General features: G+C 65.8%; 18 protein-coding genes and 2 tRNA genes. 7 read left to right on the forward strand and 13 right to left on the reverse strand.

Features of this window, described 5'->3' with window-relative positions; genetic code table 11:
* Positions 1-134: 134 nt before the first annotated feature.
* From cmk to aroA, 3 genes are read right to left on the reverse strand one after another with little or no spacing between them, the layout of a single operon-like run.
* Complete coding sequence (cmk, locus tag ACE3TH_RS02880; RefSeq protein WP_374597164.1) at positions 135-779, reverse strand: (d)CMP kinase; 645 nt, start codon at positions 777-779, stop codon at positions 135-137.
* Entirely contained in the window at positions 776-1,063 is a 288-nt protein-coding gene (locus tag ACE3TH_RS02885) for a hypothetical protein (RefSeq protein ID WP_374597166.1), read from the reverse strand. The genes cmk and ACE3TH_RS02885 overlap by 4 nt, the downstream gene beginning before the upstream one ends.
* Entirely contained in the window at positions 1,063-2,382 is a 1,320-nt protein-coding gene (aroA, locus tag ACE3TH_RS02890) for a 3-phosphoshikimate 1-carboxyvinyltransferase (protein ID WP_374597168.1), read from the reverse strand. The genes ACE3TH_RS02885 and aroA overlap by 1 nt, the downstream gene beginning before the upstream one ends.
* A 118-nt stretch (positions 2,383-2,500) precedes the next feature.
* On the opposite strand from aroA, the gene ACE3TH_RS02895 reads away from it, so the two are divergent.
* From ACE3TH_RS02895 to ACE3TH_RS02910, 4 genes are all read left to right on the forward strand, one after another.
* Positions 2,501-2,971, forward strand: coding sequence for a TIGR02300 family protein (locus tag ACE3TH_RS02895; protein ID WP_374597170.1), 471 nt, complete (start codon positions 2,501-2,503; stop codon positions 2,969-2,971).
* Between the two features lie 164 nt (positions 2,972-3,135).
* Positions 3,136-3,211: transfer RNA gene (locus ACE3TH_RS02900), tRNA-Ala, on the forward strand.
* A 154-nt stretch (positions 3,212-3,365) separates the two neighbouring features.
* Complete coding sequence (locus tag ACE3TH_RS02905) at positions 3,366-3,785, forward strand: Hsp20 family protein (protein WP_374597172.1); 420 nt, start codon at positions 3,366-3,368, stop codon at positions 3,783-3,785.
* A gap of 85 nt (positions 3,786-3,870) precedes the next feature.
* Positions 3,871-4,128: a DUF1150 family protein gene (locus tag ACE3TH_RS02910; protein ID WP_296168347.1), complete on the forward strand. Its 258-nt coding sequence runs from the start codon at positions 3,871-3,873 to the stop codon at positions 4,126-4,128.
* A 9-nt stretch (positions 4,129-4,137) separates the two neighbouring features.
* Here the strand turns inward: ACE3TH_RS02910 and ACE3TH_RS02915 are convergent, their stop codons facing one another.
* The 9 genes from ACE3TH_RS02915 to ACE3TH_RS02955 all read right to left on the reverse strand — a co-directional run bounded on the left by ACE3TH_RS02915 (position 4,138) and on the right by ACE3TH_RS02955 (position 10,133).
* Positions 4,138-4,605, reverse strand: coding sequence for a PTS sugar transporter subunit IIA (locus ACE3TH_RS02915; RefSeq protein WP_374597175.1), 468 nt, complete (start codon positions 4,603-4,605; stop codon positions 4,138-4,140).
* A 72-nt stretch (positions 4,606-4,677) separates the two neighbouring features.
* Positions 4,678-5,349, reverse strand: coding sequence for a ribosome hibernation-promoting factor, HPF/YfiA family (gene hpf / locus ACE3TH_RS02920; protein ID WP_374597177.1), 672 nt, complete (start codon positions 5,347-5,349; stop codon positions 4,678-4,680).
* A gap of 75 nt (positions 5,350-5,424) precedes the next feature.
* On the reverse strand, positions 5,425-6,945 hold the full coding sequence (gene rpoN, locus ACE3TH_RS02925; protein WP_374597179.1) for an RNA polymerase factor sigma-54: 1,521 nt from the start codon (positions 6,943-6,945) through the stop codon (positions 5,425-5,427).
* 92 nt (positions 6,946-7,037) lie between these two features.
* Complete coding sequence (locus ACE3TH_RS02930) at positions 7,038-7,283, reverse strand: hypothetical protein (protein ID WP_374597181.1); 246 nt, start codon at positions 7,281-7,283, stop codon at positions 7,038-7,040.
* A 78-nt stretch (positions 7,284-7,361) separates the two neighbouring features.
* Positions 7,362-8,159, reverse strand: a complete 798-nt coding sequence (gene lptB, locus ACE3TH_RS02935; RefSeq protein WP_374597183.1) for an LPS export ABC transporter ATP-binding protein — start codon at positions 8,157-8,159, stop codon at positions 7,362-7,364.
* Between the two features lie 22 nt (positions 8,160-8,181).
* Positions 8,182-8,664, reverse strand: coding sequence for an LptA/OstA family protein (locus tag ACE3TH_RS02940; RefSeq protein ID WP_374597185.1), 483 nt, complete (start codon positions 8,662-8,664; stop codon positions 8,182-8,184).
* Positions 8,665-8,681: 17 nt separating this feature from the next.
* Positions 8,682-9,323 (reverse strand): LPS export ABC transporter periplasmic protein LptC, encoded by a 642-nt coding sequence (gene lptC, locus ACE3TH_RS02945; protein WP_374597187.1) that lies wholly within the window; start codon positions 9,321-9,323, stop codon positions 8,682-8,684.
* Positions 9,323-9,937: a ribonuclease D gene (locus ACE3TH_RS02950; RefSeq protein WP_374597189.1), complete on the reverse strand. Its 615-nt coding sequence runs from the start codon at positions 9,935-9,937 to the stop codon at positions 9,323-9,325. The genes lptC and ACE3TH_RS02950 overlap by 1 nt, the downstream gene beginning before the upstream one ends.
* Positions 9,938-10,046: 109 nt before the next feature.
* A tRNA-Leu gene (locus ACE3TH_RS02955) sits at positions 10,047-10,133 on the reverse strand.
* Between the two features lie 192 nt (positions 10,134-10,325).
* Between ACE3TH_RS02955 and ACE3TH_RS02960 the strand changes: the two genes are divergently transcribed.
* Positions 10,326-11,312 (forward strand): complex I NDUFA9 subunit family protein, encoded by a 987-nt coding sequence (locus tag ACE3TH_RS02960; protein ID WP_374597190.1) that lies wholly within the window; start codon positions 10,326-10,328, stop codon positions 11,310-11,312.
* Positions 11,313-11,319: 7 nt separating this feature from the next.
* On the opposite strand, the gene ACE3TH_RS02965 is transcribed toward ACE3TH_RS02960, so the two are convergent.
* On the reverse strand, positions 11,320-12,141 hold the full coding sequence (locus ACE3TH_RS02965; protein WP_374597192.1) for an undecaprenyl-diphosphate phosphatase: 822 nt from the start codon (positions 12,139-12,141) through the stop codon (positions 11,320-11,322).
* Positions 12,142-12,283: 142 nt separating this feature from the next.
* Between ACE3TH_RS02965 and ACE3TH_RS02970 the strand changes: the two genes are divergently transcribed.
* Together ACE3TH_RS02970 and ACE3TH_RS02975 are read left to right on the forward strand one after the other, a co-directional pair.
* Positions 12,284-13,222 (forward strand): cation diffusion facilitator family transporter, encoded by a 939-nt coding sequence (locus tag ACE3TH_RS02970; RefSeq protein WP_374597194.1) that lies wholly within the window; start codon positions 12,284-12,286, stop codon positions 13,220-13,222.
* Between the two features lie 64 nt (positions 13,223-13,286).
* On the forward strand, positions 13,287-13,970 hold the full coding sequence (locus tag ACE3TH_RS02975) for a glutathione S-transferase family protein (RefSeq protein WP_374597196.1): 684 nt from the start codon (positions 13,287-13,289) through the stop codon (positions 13,968-13,970).
* The last annotated feature ends 20 nt before the right edge of the window (positions 13,971-13,990 follow it).

Raw genomic sequence — 13,990 nt, forward strand, 5'->3', positions numbered from 1 at the left:
CGGTTGTGGCGCGTGACCAGACGGCCCCGCGCGAGGTGAAGGTTGAACAGGGGTCGATCATTGCGACACGGGGCCATTTGACCCGATCGCCCGCGGAAGCCGAGGTTCGGAGCGCTGGATTTGCCGCCCGGTCCCTAGAGACCCGAACGGACACGCGCCGCCTCGACGATACGGCGGGCCGCATCGAAGGCGGCCTCTATATCCATTTCGGTCGTATCCAGCAAGACTGCGTCCGGGGCCTGAACCATGGGGGCCGCGCCTCGCCCGGCATCCCGCTCGTCCCGTCTCAGGATATCGGCCAGCATGGCCTCATAGGCGATGGCGTCGCCGCGGGCCGTCAGTTGCTTCCAGCGGCGGGTGGCGCGCACTTCCGGCGTGGCGGTGACATACAGTTTGGCGGGGGCCTGGGGGGCGATGACGGTGCCGATATCACGACCGTCCAGAACGGCACCGCCCGGCTGGGCCGCAAAGTCGCGCTGAAGCTCCAGCAGGGCTGCTCGCACTCCCGGATAGCCTGCGATGCGGCTGGCCGCCTCTCCGGCCTGGCCAGTGGTCAAGCGCGCGTCATCGGACAACTGCGCGGCGTCCAGCGTCCGGGCCACGGCCTCGGCGGTGTCGGCGTCGTCCAGCGATCCGCCGCGCGCCAGCACGCCCATGCCCACGGCGCGATACAGCAGGCCCGTATCCAGAAACGGCAGGCCGTAATGCGCCGCCAGCCGCGCGGCGATGGTGCCCTTGCCCGAGGCGGCCGGGCCGTCGACGGAGATGATCAGGCTCATGGACGGGTCTTCAGCAGGGCGCGGGCCGACAGCGCGCTGACGGCCAGACAGATCACGACGATCACGACGTGGACGACCAACAGGCTCCAGAACAGGCCGGGCTGGTCACCCAGCAGCACGTCAGGCCCGCGCTGGACCGTCAGTCGTCCGTTGAAGATGTCGCGCAGCCCGGCCCAGGTCACGACACCGGCCGCGGCCAGGAACAGAACAGCGTCCAGGGCCAGCCGCCCCTTCGACTTGGGGCGGGTGTTGACGGGTGGGTCGATCCGGTTGGGTTTCCACATCACGCGGCCTCCATATCTGCGCCCAGGCCCTGCATCATTTGGACGAAGTCGGGGAAGCTGGTGGCGATCATGCCGGGCTCGTCGACGTTGACGGCGGCTTGTGCTGCCAGACCCAGTATCAGATGGCTCATGGCAATGCGGTGGTCGCCGTGGGTGGTGACGGTCGCGCCGCCAGCGACAGGGCCTCCTGTGACGGTGAAGCCCTCTGGCTCCTCCTCCACCTGTACCCCACACGCTGTCAGGCCCGCCGCCATCAGGGCGATGCGGTCGCTTTCCTTGACCCGCATCTCGCCGATCCCGCGCATTATGGTGGATCCCTCGGCAAAGGCGGCGGTGGCGGCCAGAATGGGATATTCGTCGATCATGGAGGCGGCGCGGCGCTCGGGTACAACGATGCCCCTCAGGCGCGAATGGCGCGCGGTAATGTCGCCGACCTCCTCGCCGCCACTGCTGCGGCGGTTGGTGATGGTCAGTTCGGCCCCCATTTCCGCCCAGGTGTCGAGCAGACCGGTCCGCAGGGGATTGAGCATGACGCCCTCGACCGTCACTTCAGCCCCCGGCACGATCAGACCCGCTGCCAGGGGGAAGGCGGCAGACGAAGGGTCGCCCGGCACGGACACGGCGGTGCCGGTCAGGGTCTGGCCGCCCAACAGTGACACACGCCAGCCGTCGCCAACGGACTCGACCTCCACCTCGGCTCCGAAGGCGCGCAGCATGCGCTCGGTGTGATCTCGGCTCTTTTCCGGTTCGAGGACGGTGGTCGTGCCCGACGCATTCAGCCCTGCCAGCAGGATGGCCGACTTGATCTGGGCCGAGGCGACGGTCTGCGCGTAGTCGATGCCGGTCAGCGATCCGCCCGACAGGGTGACGGGCAGACGATCTTCACGGGTTTGCCAGTCGAACCGCACGCCCATCTGCGCAAGAGGCCCTGTCACCCGTTTCATCGGTCGTTTGCGCAAGCTGGCATCGCCGTCGAATGTCGCCGTGATCAAATATCCGGCCGCCGCCCCCATCAGCAGCCTCACCCCCGTGCCGGCATTGCCGCAGTCGATGACCTGATCCGGCGAGGTTAAGCCGCCCCGGCCGTCGACCTGCCAGTGAGCCGCTCCCAATCGTGTGACCGTCGCTCCGAACGCCTCGACAGCACGCGCGGTGGCCAGGATGTCCTCGCCCTCCAGCAGCCCCTCGATCTTTGTGATGCCCGTCGCCATGGCACCCAGGATCAGCGACCGGTGCGAGATCGACTTGTCGCCGGGCGCGCGGACGGCACCCTTTAGAGCGATGCCGGGACGGGCGGTCAGAAGGGAGGTTGTCGTCACCCGGCGGTCTCCGTGACAGGCATTGCGGCGCGGGCGCGCGGAGATGGCTTTTGACAGTGGGGCCAAGGGGTGGCAAGGGAGCCGCCCGATTTCCCACACATGCCAAAGGTCTATTCCCGTGGCCAAACCCGAACTGGGCCAAAAGCAGGTCTGCCCGAACTGCCAGGCCAAATTTTATGATCTGGGCCGTCGCCCGGCCCACTGCCCGAAGTGCGGCACCGAGTTCGATCCGGAAGAAGCGCTGAAGCTGCGCAACCGTCGCGGTCGCCCCGGCGGCTATCCCGCCGACGACGAGGCGGAGGATCAGGTCAAGGACAAGTCGGCGGACGGTGAGGACGAGGACGAGGAAGAGGCGGTCGCAACGCCCGAGATCGACGAGGAAGGCCACGAGCCCATCCTGACGCCGGACGACGATGACGACGACACTCCCGTCGATCCGACCGAAGAGCCCGGCATGGGCGAGGCGGGCGACGACGACGACGTCCTGGGCGACGACGATGACGACGACGATTCCGTCCCCTTCATCGAGGATGAGGACGACGACAATTTCGAAGACGAGATCCGTCCGCCCAGCAAGGACGAAGACTGATTTTTCGGTGGCCTCCGGACGGTTTCGCGACCGTCCGGTGACCCTGAAAATAAATGCGGAATACGGGCTTGATCGCAATCGGGCCCTGACATAGGTTCCGCCGCCTCGCCGCAGGGCATCTTGTTTCTGCGGCGGACCTTTCGAAAAGCCACTGGCTTCAGATCGGGGCTTTAGCTCAGCTGGTAGAGCGCTTGCATGGCATGCAAGAGGTCAGCGGTTCGACTCCGCTAAGCTCCACCATAAAGGCCGCTTCCCTCAAGGGAGCGGCCTTTTCCATTGGGGCGTGACGCTTGAAGCGAAGCTCTGGATATCCCATCTGTAACTTTCAGTTCAGGGGCCTTGCCGATTGCGGGAGGCTGCAAGGACTGGGTCGCTTTTCCAAGGACCGGACACGATGACGACACGCACTATTCTGTTCGACAGCCCTTTCCTGCTGGGCTTCGACCACACCCGGGCCCAGATCGATCGCGCGGCTCGGGCGGCGGCGGATAGCTATCCCCCCTACAATGTCGAACAACGGGGCGAGCGCGCTGTTCGTATCACTGTCGCCGTGGCCGGTTTTGGTCCTGACGATCTGGCGGTGACGGTCGAGGGGCGTCAGTTGACGATCGCCGGCAAGCGCGAAACGTCACAGCAGGGCGATCAGGCCTTCCTGCATCGCGGCATCGCCGGACGAGGTTTCGTTCGCAGTTTCGTTCTCGCGGACGGTCTGGAGATCGACGAGGCCCGGCTAGAACACGGCCTGCTCCATGTCGATATGAGCCGCCCAGAAGGCACCCATGCCGTGCGGCACATCCCCATCACGACGGGCTGACAGCCGTCGTTCATGTCCGGTCGCCGACACTGGGACCGAACCTTTCGCCCGTCCCGGGCATTAGTAGCGTTGAGGAGGCGGTCAGATGACGCCGATGAGAATGACCAAGGAAGATTTCGCCGGTCTGGGCGCGCCCGACCTGGTATATGTGCGGGAGATCAGTGCTGCGGATCTGCTCGCCGATGCCCGCGTCAATGTGGTGGACGACGTCACCATTGACCCTGAATCCACCCTCTATGCCGTACATGGCGCGGACGGTGAGCGTTTGGCTGTCATGATGGATCGCGAGACGGCGTTTGCCGCTGCGGTGGCTCATGAACTGGAGCCCGTGTCAGTTCACTAGGATTGGGCGTCAGGCTGCAGTTGCCGGCGTCGCATCTTGAACAAAAAGGGCACGCACGGCGTCAGTAGTTTTTGCTTGGCGCAACCGCTGACGCATCTCAGCAGATCGCAAGGCGCGTGAGGCTGCAGCGAGGGCCCTCAGGTGCCCGGCACCATCGGTGGGCGGCGCAAACAAGGCGAAGATCAGATCGACAGGGCGATCGTCTACGGCCTCGTAGGCGACCGGCGTGTCCAGTCGCACGAAAACAGCGACCACCCGGTCCAGCCCTTCGATACGAGCATGAGGTAAGGCCACGCCTGATCCAAGACCGGTCGAACCCAAGGCCTCGCGTTCCAGAAGCGCATGCAACACCGCCGCTTCATCGATGCCCAAAGCGCGCGCTGCCGTCTCCGCCACCGTGTGCAGTGCCTGCCGTTTGGATGACGCGCCAGACCGCAGGACGACCCCGTCCCTAGCCAGCATTTGTGCGATATCCATTGCAGGTGAAGCCCCAAAAACTCTAACCGGTAGGCGGGCGGCCCATAGACCACCCGCCGCTTCTTGAAAAGGCTAGGCGTTGGCTCCGCCGGCCTCGGCCGACATGCTATGGCCGTTCAGACCGACTGTGCGTTCCGGGTCGATCCAGCCAACATTGCCGTCAGGACGGCGATAGACCACCGACAGGCCTCCGTGGGCAGCATTGCGGAACAGAACCAGCGGGTAACCGGTCATATCCAGCTCCAGAACAGCGCGGCCAACAGTTATGGTGCGAATTTCTGCTTGGGTCTCAGCGATGACCATACCGACGGGTGGCGGCTCGTCGGGGCGACCCGCATCCCCAAAGGCATCATCTTCGACCTCGTCCGGATTGCGCAAGACGATGCTGCGGGCCACATCGCGCGCCGCATCCTCGGTCTTCTCGGGCGAAAGGCCCTTGGGCCCGATGTGGTGATCTTTCAGGCGGCGCTTGTAGCGGCGTACCCGCTTTTCGAGCTTTTCGAGCGAGTCCGAGAAAGCCGAATGCGCATCGCCACCGGTGCCGCTGGTGACGATGGCTTCGCCCGATGCCAGACGGACCCAGCAATCGACCTTGAAGCCATAGCCGTCCTTGGAGACGACGACTTCGGCGTCTTGGGCCCCTCTTTCGAAGTATTTGCCGATCCCGTCTTCGAGTTCCTGGGAGATGCGCGAGCCTAACGCTTCGCCGACATCCACTTGCTTGCCGCTAACCTGGATTTGCATACCCGACAGAACGCGCCCGACAGATTTTGGTGTCAACGCCGAACGATGATTTCACGGTCACGCTTGCGCGATCAGTCAGCCTGTGCGGCTCATCCGCTTGCGCTCGACGGAGGACGGAATCCTCAAGGCTTCCCGATATTTGGCCACGGTACGCCGCGCGATGTCGATGCCGGTTTCGTTCAGGATTTCCACGATGCGGTCGTCGGACAGAATGTCGCCGTCGCGGACCTCATTGTCGATCATGGCCTTGATCCGATGTCGGACGGCTTCGGCCGAATGCGTGGCCCCGCCGTCGGACGACTGGATCGAGGCGGTGAAGAAGAATTTGAGCTCGAAGACCCCGCGCGGTGTCGAGACATATTTGTTGGATGTGACGCGGCTGACCGTCGATTCATGCATGCCGATGGCGTCGGCCACGGTCTTCAGATTGAGCGGACGCAGAAACTCGACCCCGAAGGCCAGGAAGGCATCCTGCTGGCGCACGATCTCGGACGACACCTTCAGAATCGTCCTTGCCCTCTGGTCCAGCGACTTGACCAGCCAACTGGCCTGGGCCGCGCATTCGGCGACGAAGGTCTTTTCGATATCAGAGCGCGCGCCTGCCTGAACGACCCCATGGTAGCGCTTGTCCATGATCAGGCGGGGCAGGGTGTCGGCGTTCAGCTCGACCTTCCAGCCGCCGGCCGGGTCGGCGCGTACGTGCACATCCGGAATGACGGTCTGGGCCGGTTCACCGCCAAAGCCCGCGCCGGGCCGGGGCGTCAGGGCCTTCAGCTCGGCGATCATCTCGGCCATGTCCTCGGCATCGACACCGCAGGCCTTCTTCAGGGCCGTCAGATCGCGCCGGGCCAGCAGGTCCAGATTGTCGAGCAGGCACGCCATCGCCGGATCGAAGCGGTTGCGCTCGATCAGCTGAAGCTTGAGACATTCGGGCACCGACCGCGCCATGATCCCCGTCGGCTCGAACCCGTGACAGGTCGCCAGCACCGCCTCGATCCGCTCCAGCGATACGCCCAGCCGGTCTGAAATCTCGGCCAGTTCGCCGCGCAGATAGCCACCCTCGTCCACCGCATCGATCAGGGTCAGGGCAATGGCGTGGTCTGATGGACTGAAACCGGCCTGCGACGCCTGCATCTGCAGATGCTCCCACAGTGTCGCGTCGCGGGTATCGGGCTGATCGCGGCCTTCTGCGTCGGGCAGGCCGCCGCCTGATCCCGCGCGGGACCAGTCATTCAGCCCGGCCTGTGCTTCGCCGGGGCCCACATCTTCCATCCGGTCGCTCGTCCGCTCGCCGGGGCTGGCGTCGCCATAGACATCGTCGGAGCGGGCATCCAGCGAACGGTCTGCGTCCTGGATCCGCCCCTCATCAAAGGTCATTTCCTGGGTATCGCTTTCGGATACTCGCTCCGACAGTACCTCAGCCTCACCGCCGGGCTCGGCGTCCTCGCGCTGGAGCAGGGGGTTCTTTTCCAGTTCGGCTTCGACGAAGGCGTCCAGTTCCAGGTTGGACAGCTGCAGAAGCTTGATCGCCTGTTGCAGCTGGGGCGTGATGACCAGACCCTGGCCCTGCCGAATGTCCAGCCTTTGTCCGAGCACTTGGAGCCTGTTCCCAGCCGTCCGCGACCATCATGGCCCGAAACTTGCTACAGCCACCTTGTGGTTAGACCGGTTAACGACCGACTACTGCCTCAGCCGAACTCGGTTGCGCCCCGCTTGACCATGTCCTGGACGATCGGGTCCATCAGACAGCCGACGACCTCCAGATCATAGGCGTCCTCGGCGGCCGCCCGATCCGTCAGCCGGGGCAACTTCGTGGGACGAAGGGAGCGCAGGCGATATTCCGACTTCAGAACCGCGCCATGCGCATTGATGCGCTCCAGCAGTTCCAGCCGGACCCCGGCCTCGCTTTTCAGAAGAGTGTTCCTGACGGCCATGGTCGCCTCCCCGATGTGGCGAGGATGACACGGCCTTCTGCAAATGTGGAGTCACGGCATGGTGAGTGGCGACCGCCTTCAGCCGTACATGTCGCCCAGATAGACGCGGCGAACCTCGGGGTCGCGGATCACGTCCTCGGCCTTGCCTTCGAACAGAACCGAGCCGCCGGAAATGATCGAGGCGTGGTCGATGATTTCCAGCGTCTCACGCACATTGTGGTCGGTGATCAGCACGCCAATGCCCCGGCCCGCCAGATAGCGGATGACCTGACGGATGTCGGCGATGGCCAGGGGGTCGATGCCGGCGAAGGGTTCGTCCAGCAGCATGAAGCTGGGCCGGCCGGCCAGGGCGCGGGCGATCTCGCAGCGACGGCGTTCACCGCCCGACAGCCCGGAGGCCGGGGCGTGGCGCAGGTGATCGATGCGCAGCTCCTCCAGCAGGCGGCTGGTCTCGTCGCCGATGGCCTTGGCACCCGTGTGATGCAGTTCCACGACGGCGCGGACATTCTGTTCGACCGTCATGCCGCGGAAGATGGAGGCTTCCTGCGCCAGATAGCCCAAGCCCATGCGGGCCCGCTGGTACATCGGCTGGGCCGTCACATCCTCCCCGTCCAGCCAGATGCTGCCGCTGTCCGGCGGGATCAGGCCAGTGATCATGTAGAAACAGGTGGTCTTGCCGGCACCGTTGGGCCCCAGCAGGCCGACGACCTCGCCCCGCTGAACGTTCAGGGAGACGTCCTGCACGACCTTCCGCTGGCCAAAGGCGCGGGCGATGTTGCGCACGCGCAGGCCCTTGGTCGCCTCCGGCGCAGGGGTCGCGGCCGCCTCGGAGGGCGTTTCGAGCACATTGAGGGCCGAAAGTTCCTTGCGCGCCATGCGTCAGGCCGAGCCGCTAGGCTCAGTTCCCCGCGCTGTTGGGGTAGAAGACGCCCTGGACGCGACCGTTGGAACCGCCTTCCAGCCGCGCCGATTCGGTGCGGGTGTTGTAGGTCAGGCGCGACCCCGTGGCGACGTTCTCGCCCTGGGTCAGGATGACGTCGCCGGTGACCACGATGGTGTCATTGGCGGTGGTGTAGGTGGCGCGGTCGCCGCGGATCGTCTGGTCCGGCGTCACGAAATATACGTTGCCGGTCGCCTCCATACGGCTGTCAGCCGTCTGGTTCAGGCCGGAGATCTGGTCGGCGCGAAAGCGGTTGTTGCCCTGGATCAGTTCGGCCCGGCCGCGCAGGGTCAGGGTGTCGCCCGCATATTCGACGGTGTCCCCGCTCCAGGCGATGGGGGCATCAGCGCTGCTGCCCCGCGCGGTCTGGGCGTCGCCCAGGCTCGGGACGGCCATGGCGGCCAGCAGGACGACGGCGGCGGCGGTGAATGTCTTGGTCATGCTCATGGATCCGACGGCTACGGGTTGAAGGTCCCGCGCACCTTGTTATCGCCCGTGCCGCTGAACACGACCCGGTCACCCTGTTCATAAATGGCATAGGACGAAGCGTTGATGGTTCCAAGGGGGCCCGTACCCTGAACGCCCTTGTTGCCCGTCACAATGCCTGTGGAGGTGTCGACCACAGCCTCCGGCGTGACCAGGGTAAAGCCCGAGCCGCCGTCGGCGATCCGCACATTGGGGCCGATGGTGACGGTCTTGGCGACCTGGTCATAGGTGCCGCCGTCGGCGGTCAGTTCGGTGACTTTTCGGCCGCCTAGGTTCAGTCGCAACGCGGGGCCGACCAGGCGGAAGCGCCCGGTTTCGGGATCGCGGATCGCGCCCTTGGCCCCGATGACGAAGCTGCGGCCCTCGGCGTCCTGGCCGTGAAACATGGGGTTGTCCAGGCGGACCTCATTGCTGGCCCCGGCCTGACGTTCGACGTCCGACATGACGGTGCGCAGGACGATCCAGCTGATGGTCCCGCCCGCGAGCACCAGGATGACGACCGGCAGCACCCGGCGCAGCAGGCGCACACGCCGCGAGCGCGCGCGAAAGGCCGCGGCCGTCGCGGCGACGCGGGTCTCGTCATCATGATCGCGGATGTCGTCGGGCGTGGTCATCAGCTGTGCGCGAAGATGTCCATCTCGTCCCAGCCGGCCAGATCCAGCGCGGACCGCGTCGGCAGGAAGTCGAAGCATTTGCGGGCCAGTTCGGTGCGTCCCTCACGCGCCAGCATCATGTCCAGCCGGGCCTTGGCGGCATGCAGATACAGCACGTCCGAGGCGGCGTAATCCAGTTGGGCCTGCGTCAGCTCGGCATTGCCCCAGTCGCTGGACTGCTGGGCCTTGGACAGGTCGACGCCGACCAGTTCGCGCACGACGTCCTTCAGGCCGTGCCGGTCCGTATAGGTGCGGGCCAGTTTGGAGGCGATCTTGGTGCAGTAGACGGGCCGGGTCTCGACCCCGAGGTGCAGCTGGAACATGCTGATGTCGAACCGGCCGAAGTGAAAGATCTTGGTCACCGCCGGATCGGCCAGCAGCCGCTTCAGGTTCGGACAGTCATAGGCGGGGCGGTTCAGGCGCACGACATGGGCGTCGCCGTCGCCGGACGACAGCTGGACCACGCACAGGGGGTCGCGGCGGAAGCGAAGGCCCATGGTCTCGGAATCGATCGCGATCTCAGGGCCCAGGTCCAGGTCGTCGGGCAGGTCGCCCTGATGCAGATAGACGGTCATACCCTCCCGTAAACCAGCCGGGGCCGTGAGGCGATAGGGGCGATGCGGTCGGCGCAGGCCGGAAACGAAAACGGCGCCGCACCTTCCGATGCGACGCCGTTCGAATGATTGGTGCCCAGGAGAGGACTCGAACCTCCACGACCTTTCGATCACTGGCACCTGAAGCCAGCGCGTCTACCAATTCCGCCACCTGGGCCCGGATGTCCACGCGCCGAGGCGCGTTTCCATCTGGAAGGCGCGGACCCTTAAGGCAGGGTCCGGGGCGGGTCAACAGGGTTTTATCGCCATTGCGTTGCGAGCGGCGGGCGCATCGTCTAATCCCCGGCCCAGCAAGGGTTCGGCCAGCCATGTCCGCCCCGGTTTCGCGTCGTCTTCGGAGCAGTTCGCCATGAACGAAGTCACCCCCGGCCTGGTCACCGTCTTCGGCGGCTCCGGCTTCGTCGGCAGCCAGGTGGTCCGCGCCCTGGCTCGTCGCGGCTGGCGGGTGCGGGTGGCGGTGCGCCGCCCGGACCGCGCCTATGACCTGAAGCCCCAGGGGGACGTGGGCCAGATCGTCGCCGTCCGCTGCGACGCGACCCGCCCGGAGGATGTCGCCGCCGCGCTTAAAGGGGCCGATGCCGCCGTCAATCTGATCGGCATTCTGTACGAAAGCGGCAAGCGCAGTTTCGAGGTCATGCATGTCGATACCTCGCGCGTGATCGCCGAGGCCTGTGCCGCCGCCGGGGTCGATCGCCTGGTGCAGATGTCGGCCATCGGGGCCAATCCGGAAGGGGCTTCCGACTATGCGCGCACCAAAGCCGAGGCCGAGATGGCCGTGCGGACCGTCAAGCCGGATGCGGTCATCGTGCGGCCCTCTATCGTCTTCGGGGCGGGCGACAACTTCCTGAACCAGTTCGCTCGGATGGCTCAGTTCGCCCCGGCCCTGCCCCTGATTGGCGGCGGCCAGACGAAGTTCCAGCCGGTCTACGTCGGCGACGTGGCCGAGGCCGTGGCGCGGGCGGTCACGCTGCGCGAGGCGGCGGGCCGCACCTTCGAACTGGGTGGCCCTGCGGTCGTGACGTTCGAGGACCTGCTGAAATTGGTCCTGCGCGAGACCTATCGCCCGTCGCGCGGCCTGATCCCCCTTCCGTTCTTCGCGGCCAAGATGATCGGCGGCATGGCCCAGCTCAGCACCATGGTCGGCATCCCGCCGGTCCTGACGCGCGATCAGGTCGTGCTGCTGGAAACCGACAATGTCGTCGCTGAAGGGGCCGAGGGTCTGGCCGAACTGGGCATCGAGCCGACGGGCGTGGAGGCCATCGCCGCCTCCTATCTGTGGCGTTACCGCAAGGGCGGCCAGTTCGCTTCTGCGCCGGTGAAAGCGACCCCGGTCTAGGCGCGGGCTAGGCGATCCCGGCCCACACGAGGCCCAGGCCGATCACGCCGACAACGATCCGCCACCAGGCGAAGGGCGCAAAGCCGTGGCGGGCGACGAAGTCCACCATGGCTTTCACAACGACCCAGCCGACGGCGAACGAGATAACAAAGCCTAGGGCGATGATCCAGGCGAAATCGGTGTCGATGGACGCGCCTGACTGGACGATGTCCCAGCCGGATGCCGCGACCATGGTCGGGATGGCGAGGAAGAACGAGAATTCCGCCGCCGCCCGCTTGTCCAGGCCCAGAACCAGGGCCCCCGAGATCGTGGCCCCGGAACGAGAAACGCCGGGAATGACCGACAGGCATTGAAAGAGGCCGATGCCCAGCGACCGCTTCCACGACACAGTCATCGCATTGTCCTCGGTCGGGGCGGGCGCAAACCGTTCCAGCGCCAGAAGGCCGAAGCCGCCGAGGATCAGTGTGGTGCAGATCACGGTGACGGCCAGACTGCCCTCGACGTCGAACAGAACCTCGGTGATGAAGTCGTACAGAAAGACACCGGCGAACACCGAGGGGATGAAGGCGACGGCGATGCTGATCGCGAAGTGACGCGATTGCGGATCGGTTGGCAGGGTGACCAGCACCTTCCACAGGCGCGCGAAATACAGGGCCACCACGGCCAGGATGGCCCCCAGCTGGATCAGCACGACGAAGGAGGCCCAGCGCGGATCGGTCAGGCCGAGCAGCTTCTGCGTCAGAAGCAGGTGGCCCGTCGAGGAGACGGGGATGAACTCGGTCAGGCCCTCAACGATGCCCAGGATGATCGCTGCGATCCAGTCCGCCATGATGTCCGCTCAAAGCGCGGCACCGTCGCCGCGACACAGCCTTTAGCCAGAGAGCGGGCGATAGGCGAGCCTCGGATGCGGCATCGCGGCGCGACATCGTTCGTCTTGGCATCGTCGGCGCTTTCCGCGACAAGGGCCGGGAATGACTTCCGTGCCCTCGTCCGACGCCCGCGCGGCCACCCGCGACATCACCCGCCTGGCGGTGGGTGTGGCGGTGGTGCTGATCGTGTTGAAGGCCTTTGCCCTGGGGGCATCCGGATCGGTGTCCATCTTGGCGTCGCTGGCGGATTCAGCGCTGGATCTGGTGGCGTCGCTGGCGACCTTCTTTGCCGTGCGCTGGGCGGCGACGCCCGCCGATGACGATCACCGCTATGGCCACGGCAAGGGCGAAGCCTTGGCGGCGCTGGTCCAGTCGGGGCTGGTGTTCGCCTCGGCGGTCTTCATTGGTTTCGAGGCCATACAGCGGATGTTCGATCCACAGCCGGTTAGTTCAGGTATGACGGCGGTCGTCGTCGTGGTGCTGTCGATCGGTCTGACCGGCTGGCTGATCTGGATGCAGTCGCGAGCCATGAGGCGCAGCGGCTCGCTGGCCGTGGCGGCTGATCGGGCCCATTATGCGAGCGATCTGGCGGCCAATGGCGTCGTGCTGATCGGCGTCATCTCCGGCACCTTCCTGTCGGCTCCCGGACTGGATGCCGCGGCGGGGCTCCTGGTTTCGGTCTGGCTGTTCTGGGGCGCGGTCGGCATTCTGAGAAACGCTTCCGATCATCTGCTGGATCGTGCCGCGCCGGAAGAACAGCGCAAGGTGATCGTGGCCACCGTTCTGGCCGATCCGCGCATCTCCGGCCTTCATCAACTGCGCACGCGGATGGCCGGAACCGTGCTGATGATTCAGATGCACGTCGATCTGGATCCGGGCCTGACCCTAGTCGCTGCCCACGACATCGTGGTCGAGGCAGAGGATCGTCTGCGCGTCGCCTTTCCGGGCTCCGATATCCTGATCCATGCCGATCCGCGCGGCCGCACCCGACCGGACGATATGGCCCAGGCGGCATCTGCGAATACCGGGCCGTGGGACTGAAATCGCTGCCCGGCGCAGCCGCATAGCTAACGCGGGCTTAACATCCCCGTCGCATAAGGGCCGGATGTCGGACCCGGTCCTGTATCATTTCGCCTTCGATCCCGCCTCGCGCAGCGTGCGCCTGGCCCTGGGCGAAGCCAAGCTGACGGTGGTCGATACGCCTGTTCGTCCGTGGGAGGACGATTGCCCGGTCGGGCCGCTGAATCCGTCGGGCATGCCGCCGGTGCTGCAGGTCACGGAACACGGGCGCCTGCTGACGCTGTGCGAACCGGCGGCCATCCTGGGCTGGCTGGAGGACCGGGCCAAGGGCGATTTCCTTCTGTCCACCGACCCTGCCGAGCGGGCCGAGACGCGCCGCCTGATTGGATGGTTCGACCGCCGCTTCACCGATGACGTCAATGCGGTCCTGCTGCACGAGCGGATGGAGAAGCCGCTATTGCGTCTAGGCCCGCCCGAGGCCCGTGCGTTGCGTGCCGGACGGGAGTCGCTTCGGACCCATCTGACGATCCTGGAAGACCTGCTGACCCTGCGCGACGCCCTGGCCGGCCGCCGCATGGGCCAGGCCGATCTGGTCGCCGCCGCCCATATTTCAGTCCTCGACTATTTCGGCGAGATCGCCTGGGCGGCCTATCCGGGGCTGAAGACCTGGTACATGAAGCTGAAATCGCGGCCGTCATTCCGGCCACTGCTGGCGGACCGGTTCCCGGGCGTGTCGCCGTCACCCCACTATGCGGACCTAGACTTCTGACGCCGGCAGGGCCAGACGAC

This window comes from Brevundimonas sp. (assembly GCF_041919755.1).
Classification (GTDB): Bacteria; Pseudomonadota; Alphaproteobacteria; order Caulobacterales; family Caulobacteraceae; genus Brevundimonas.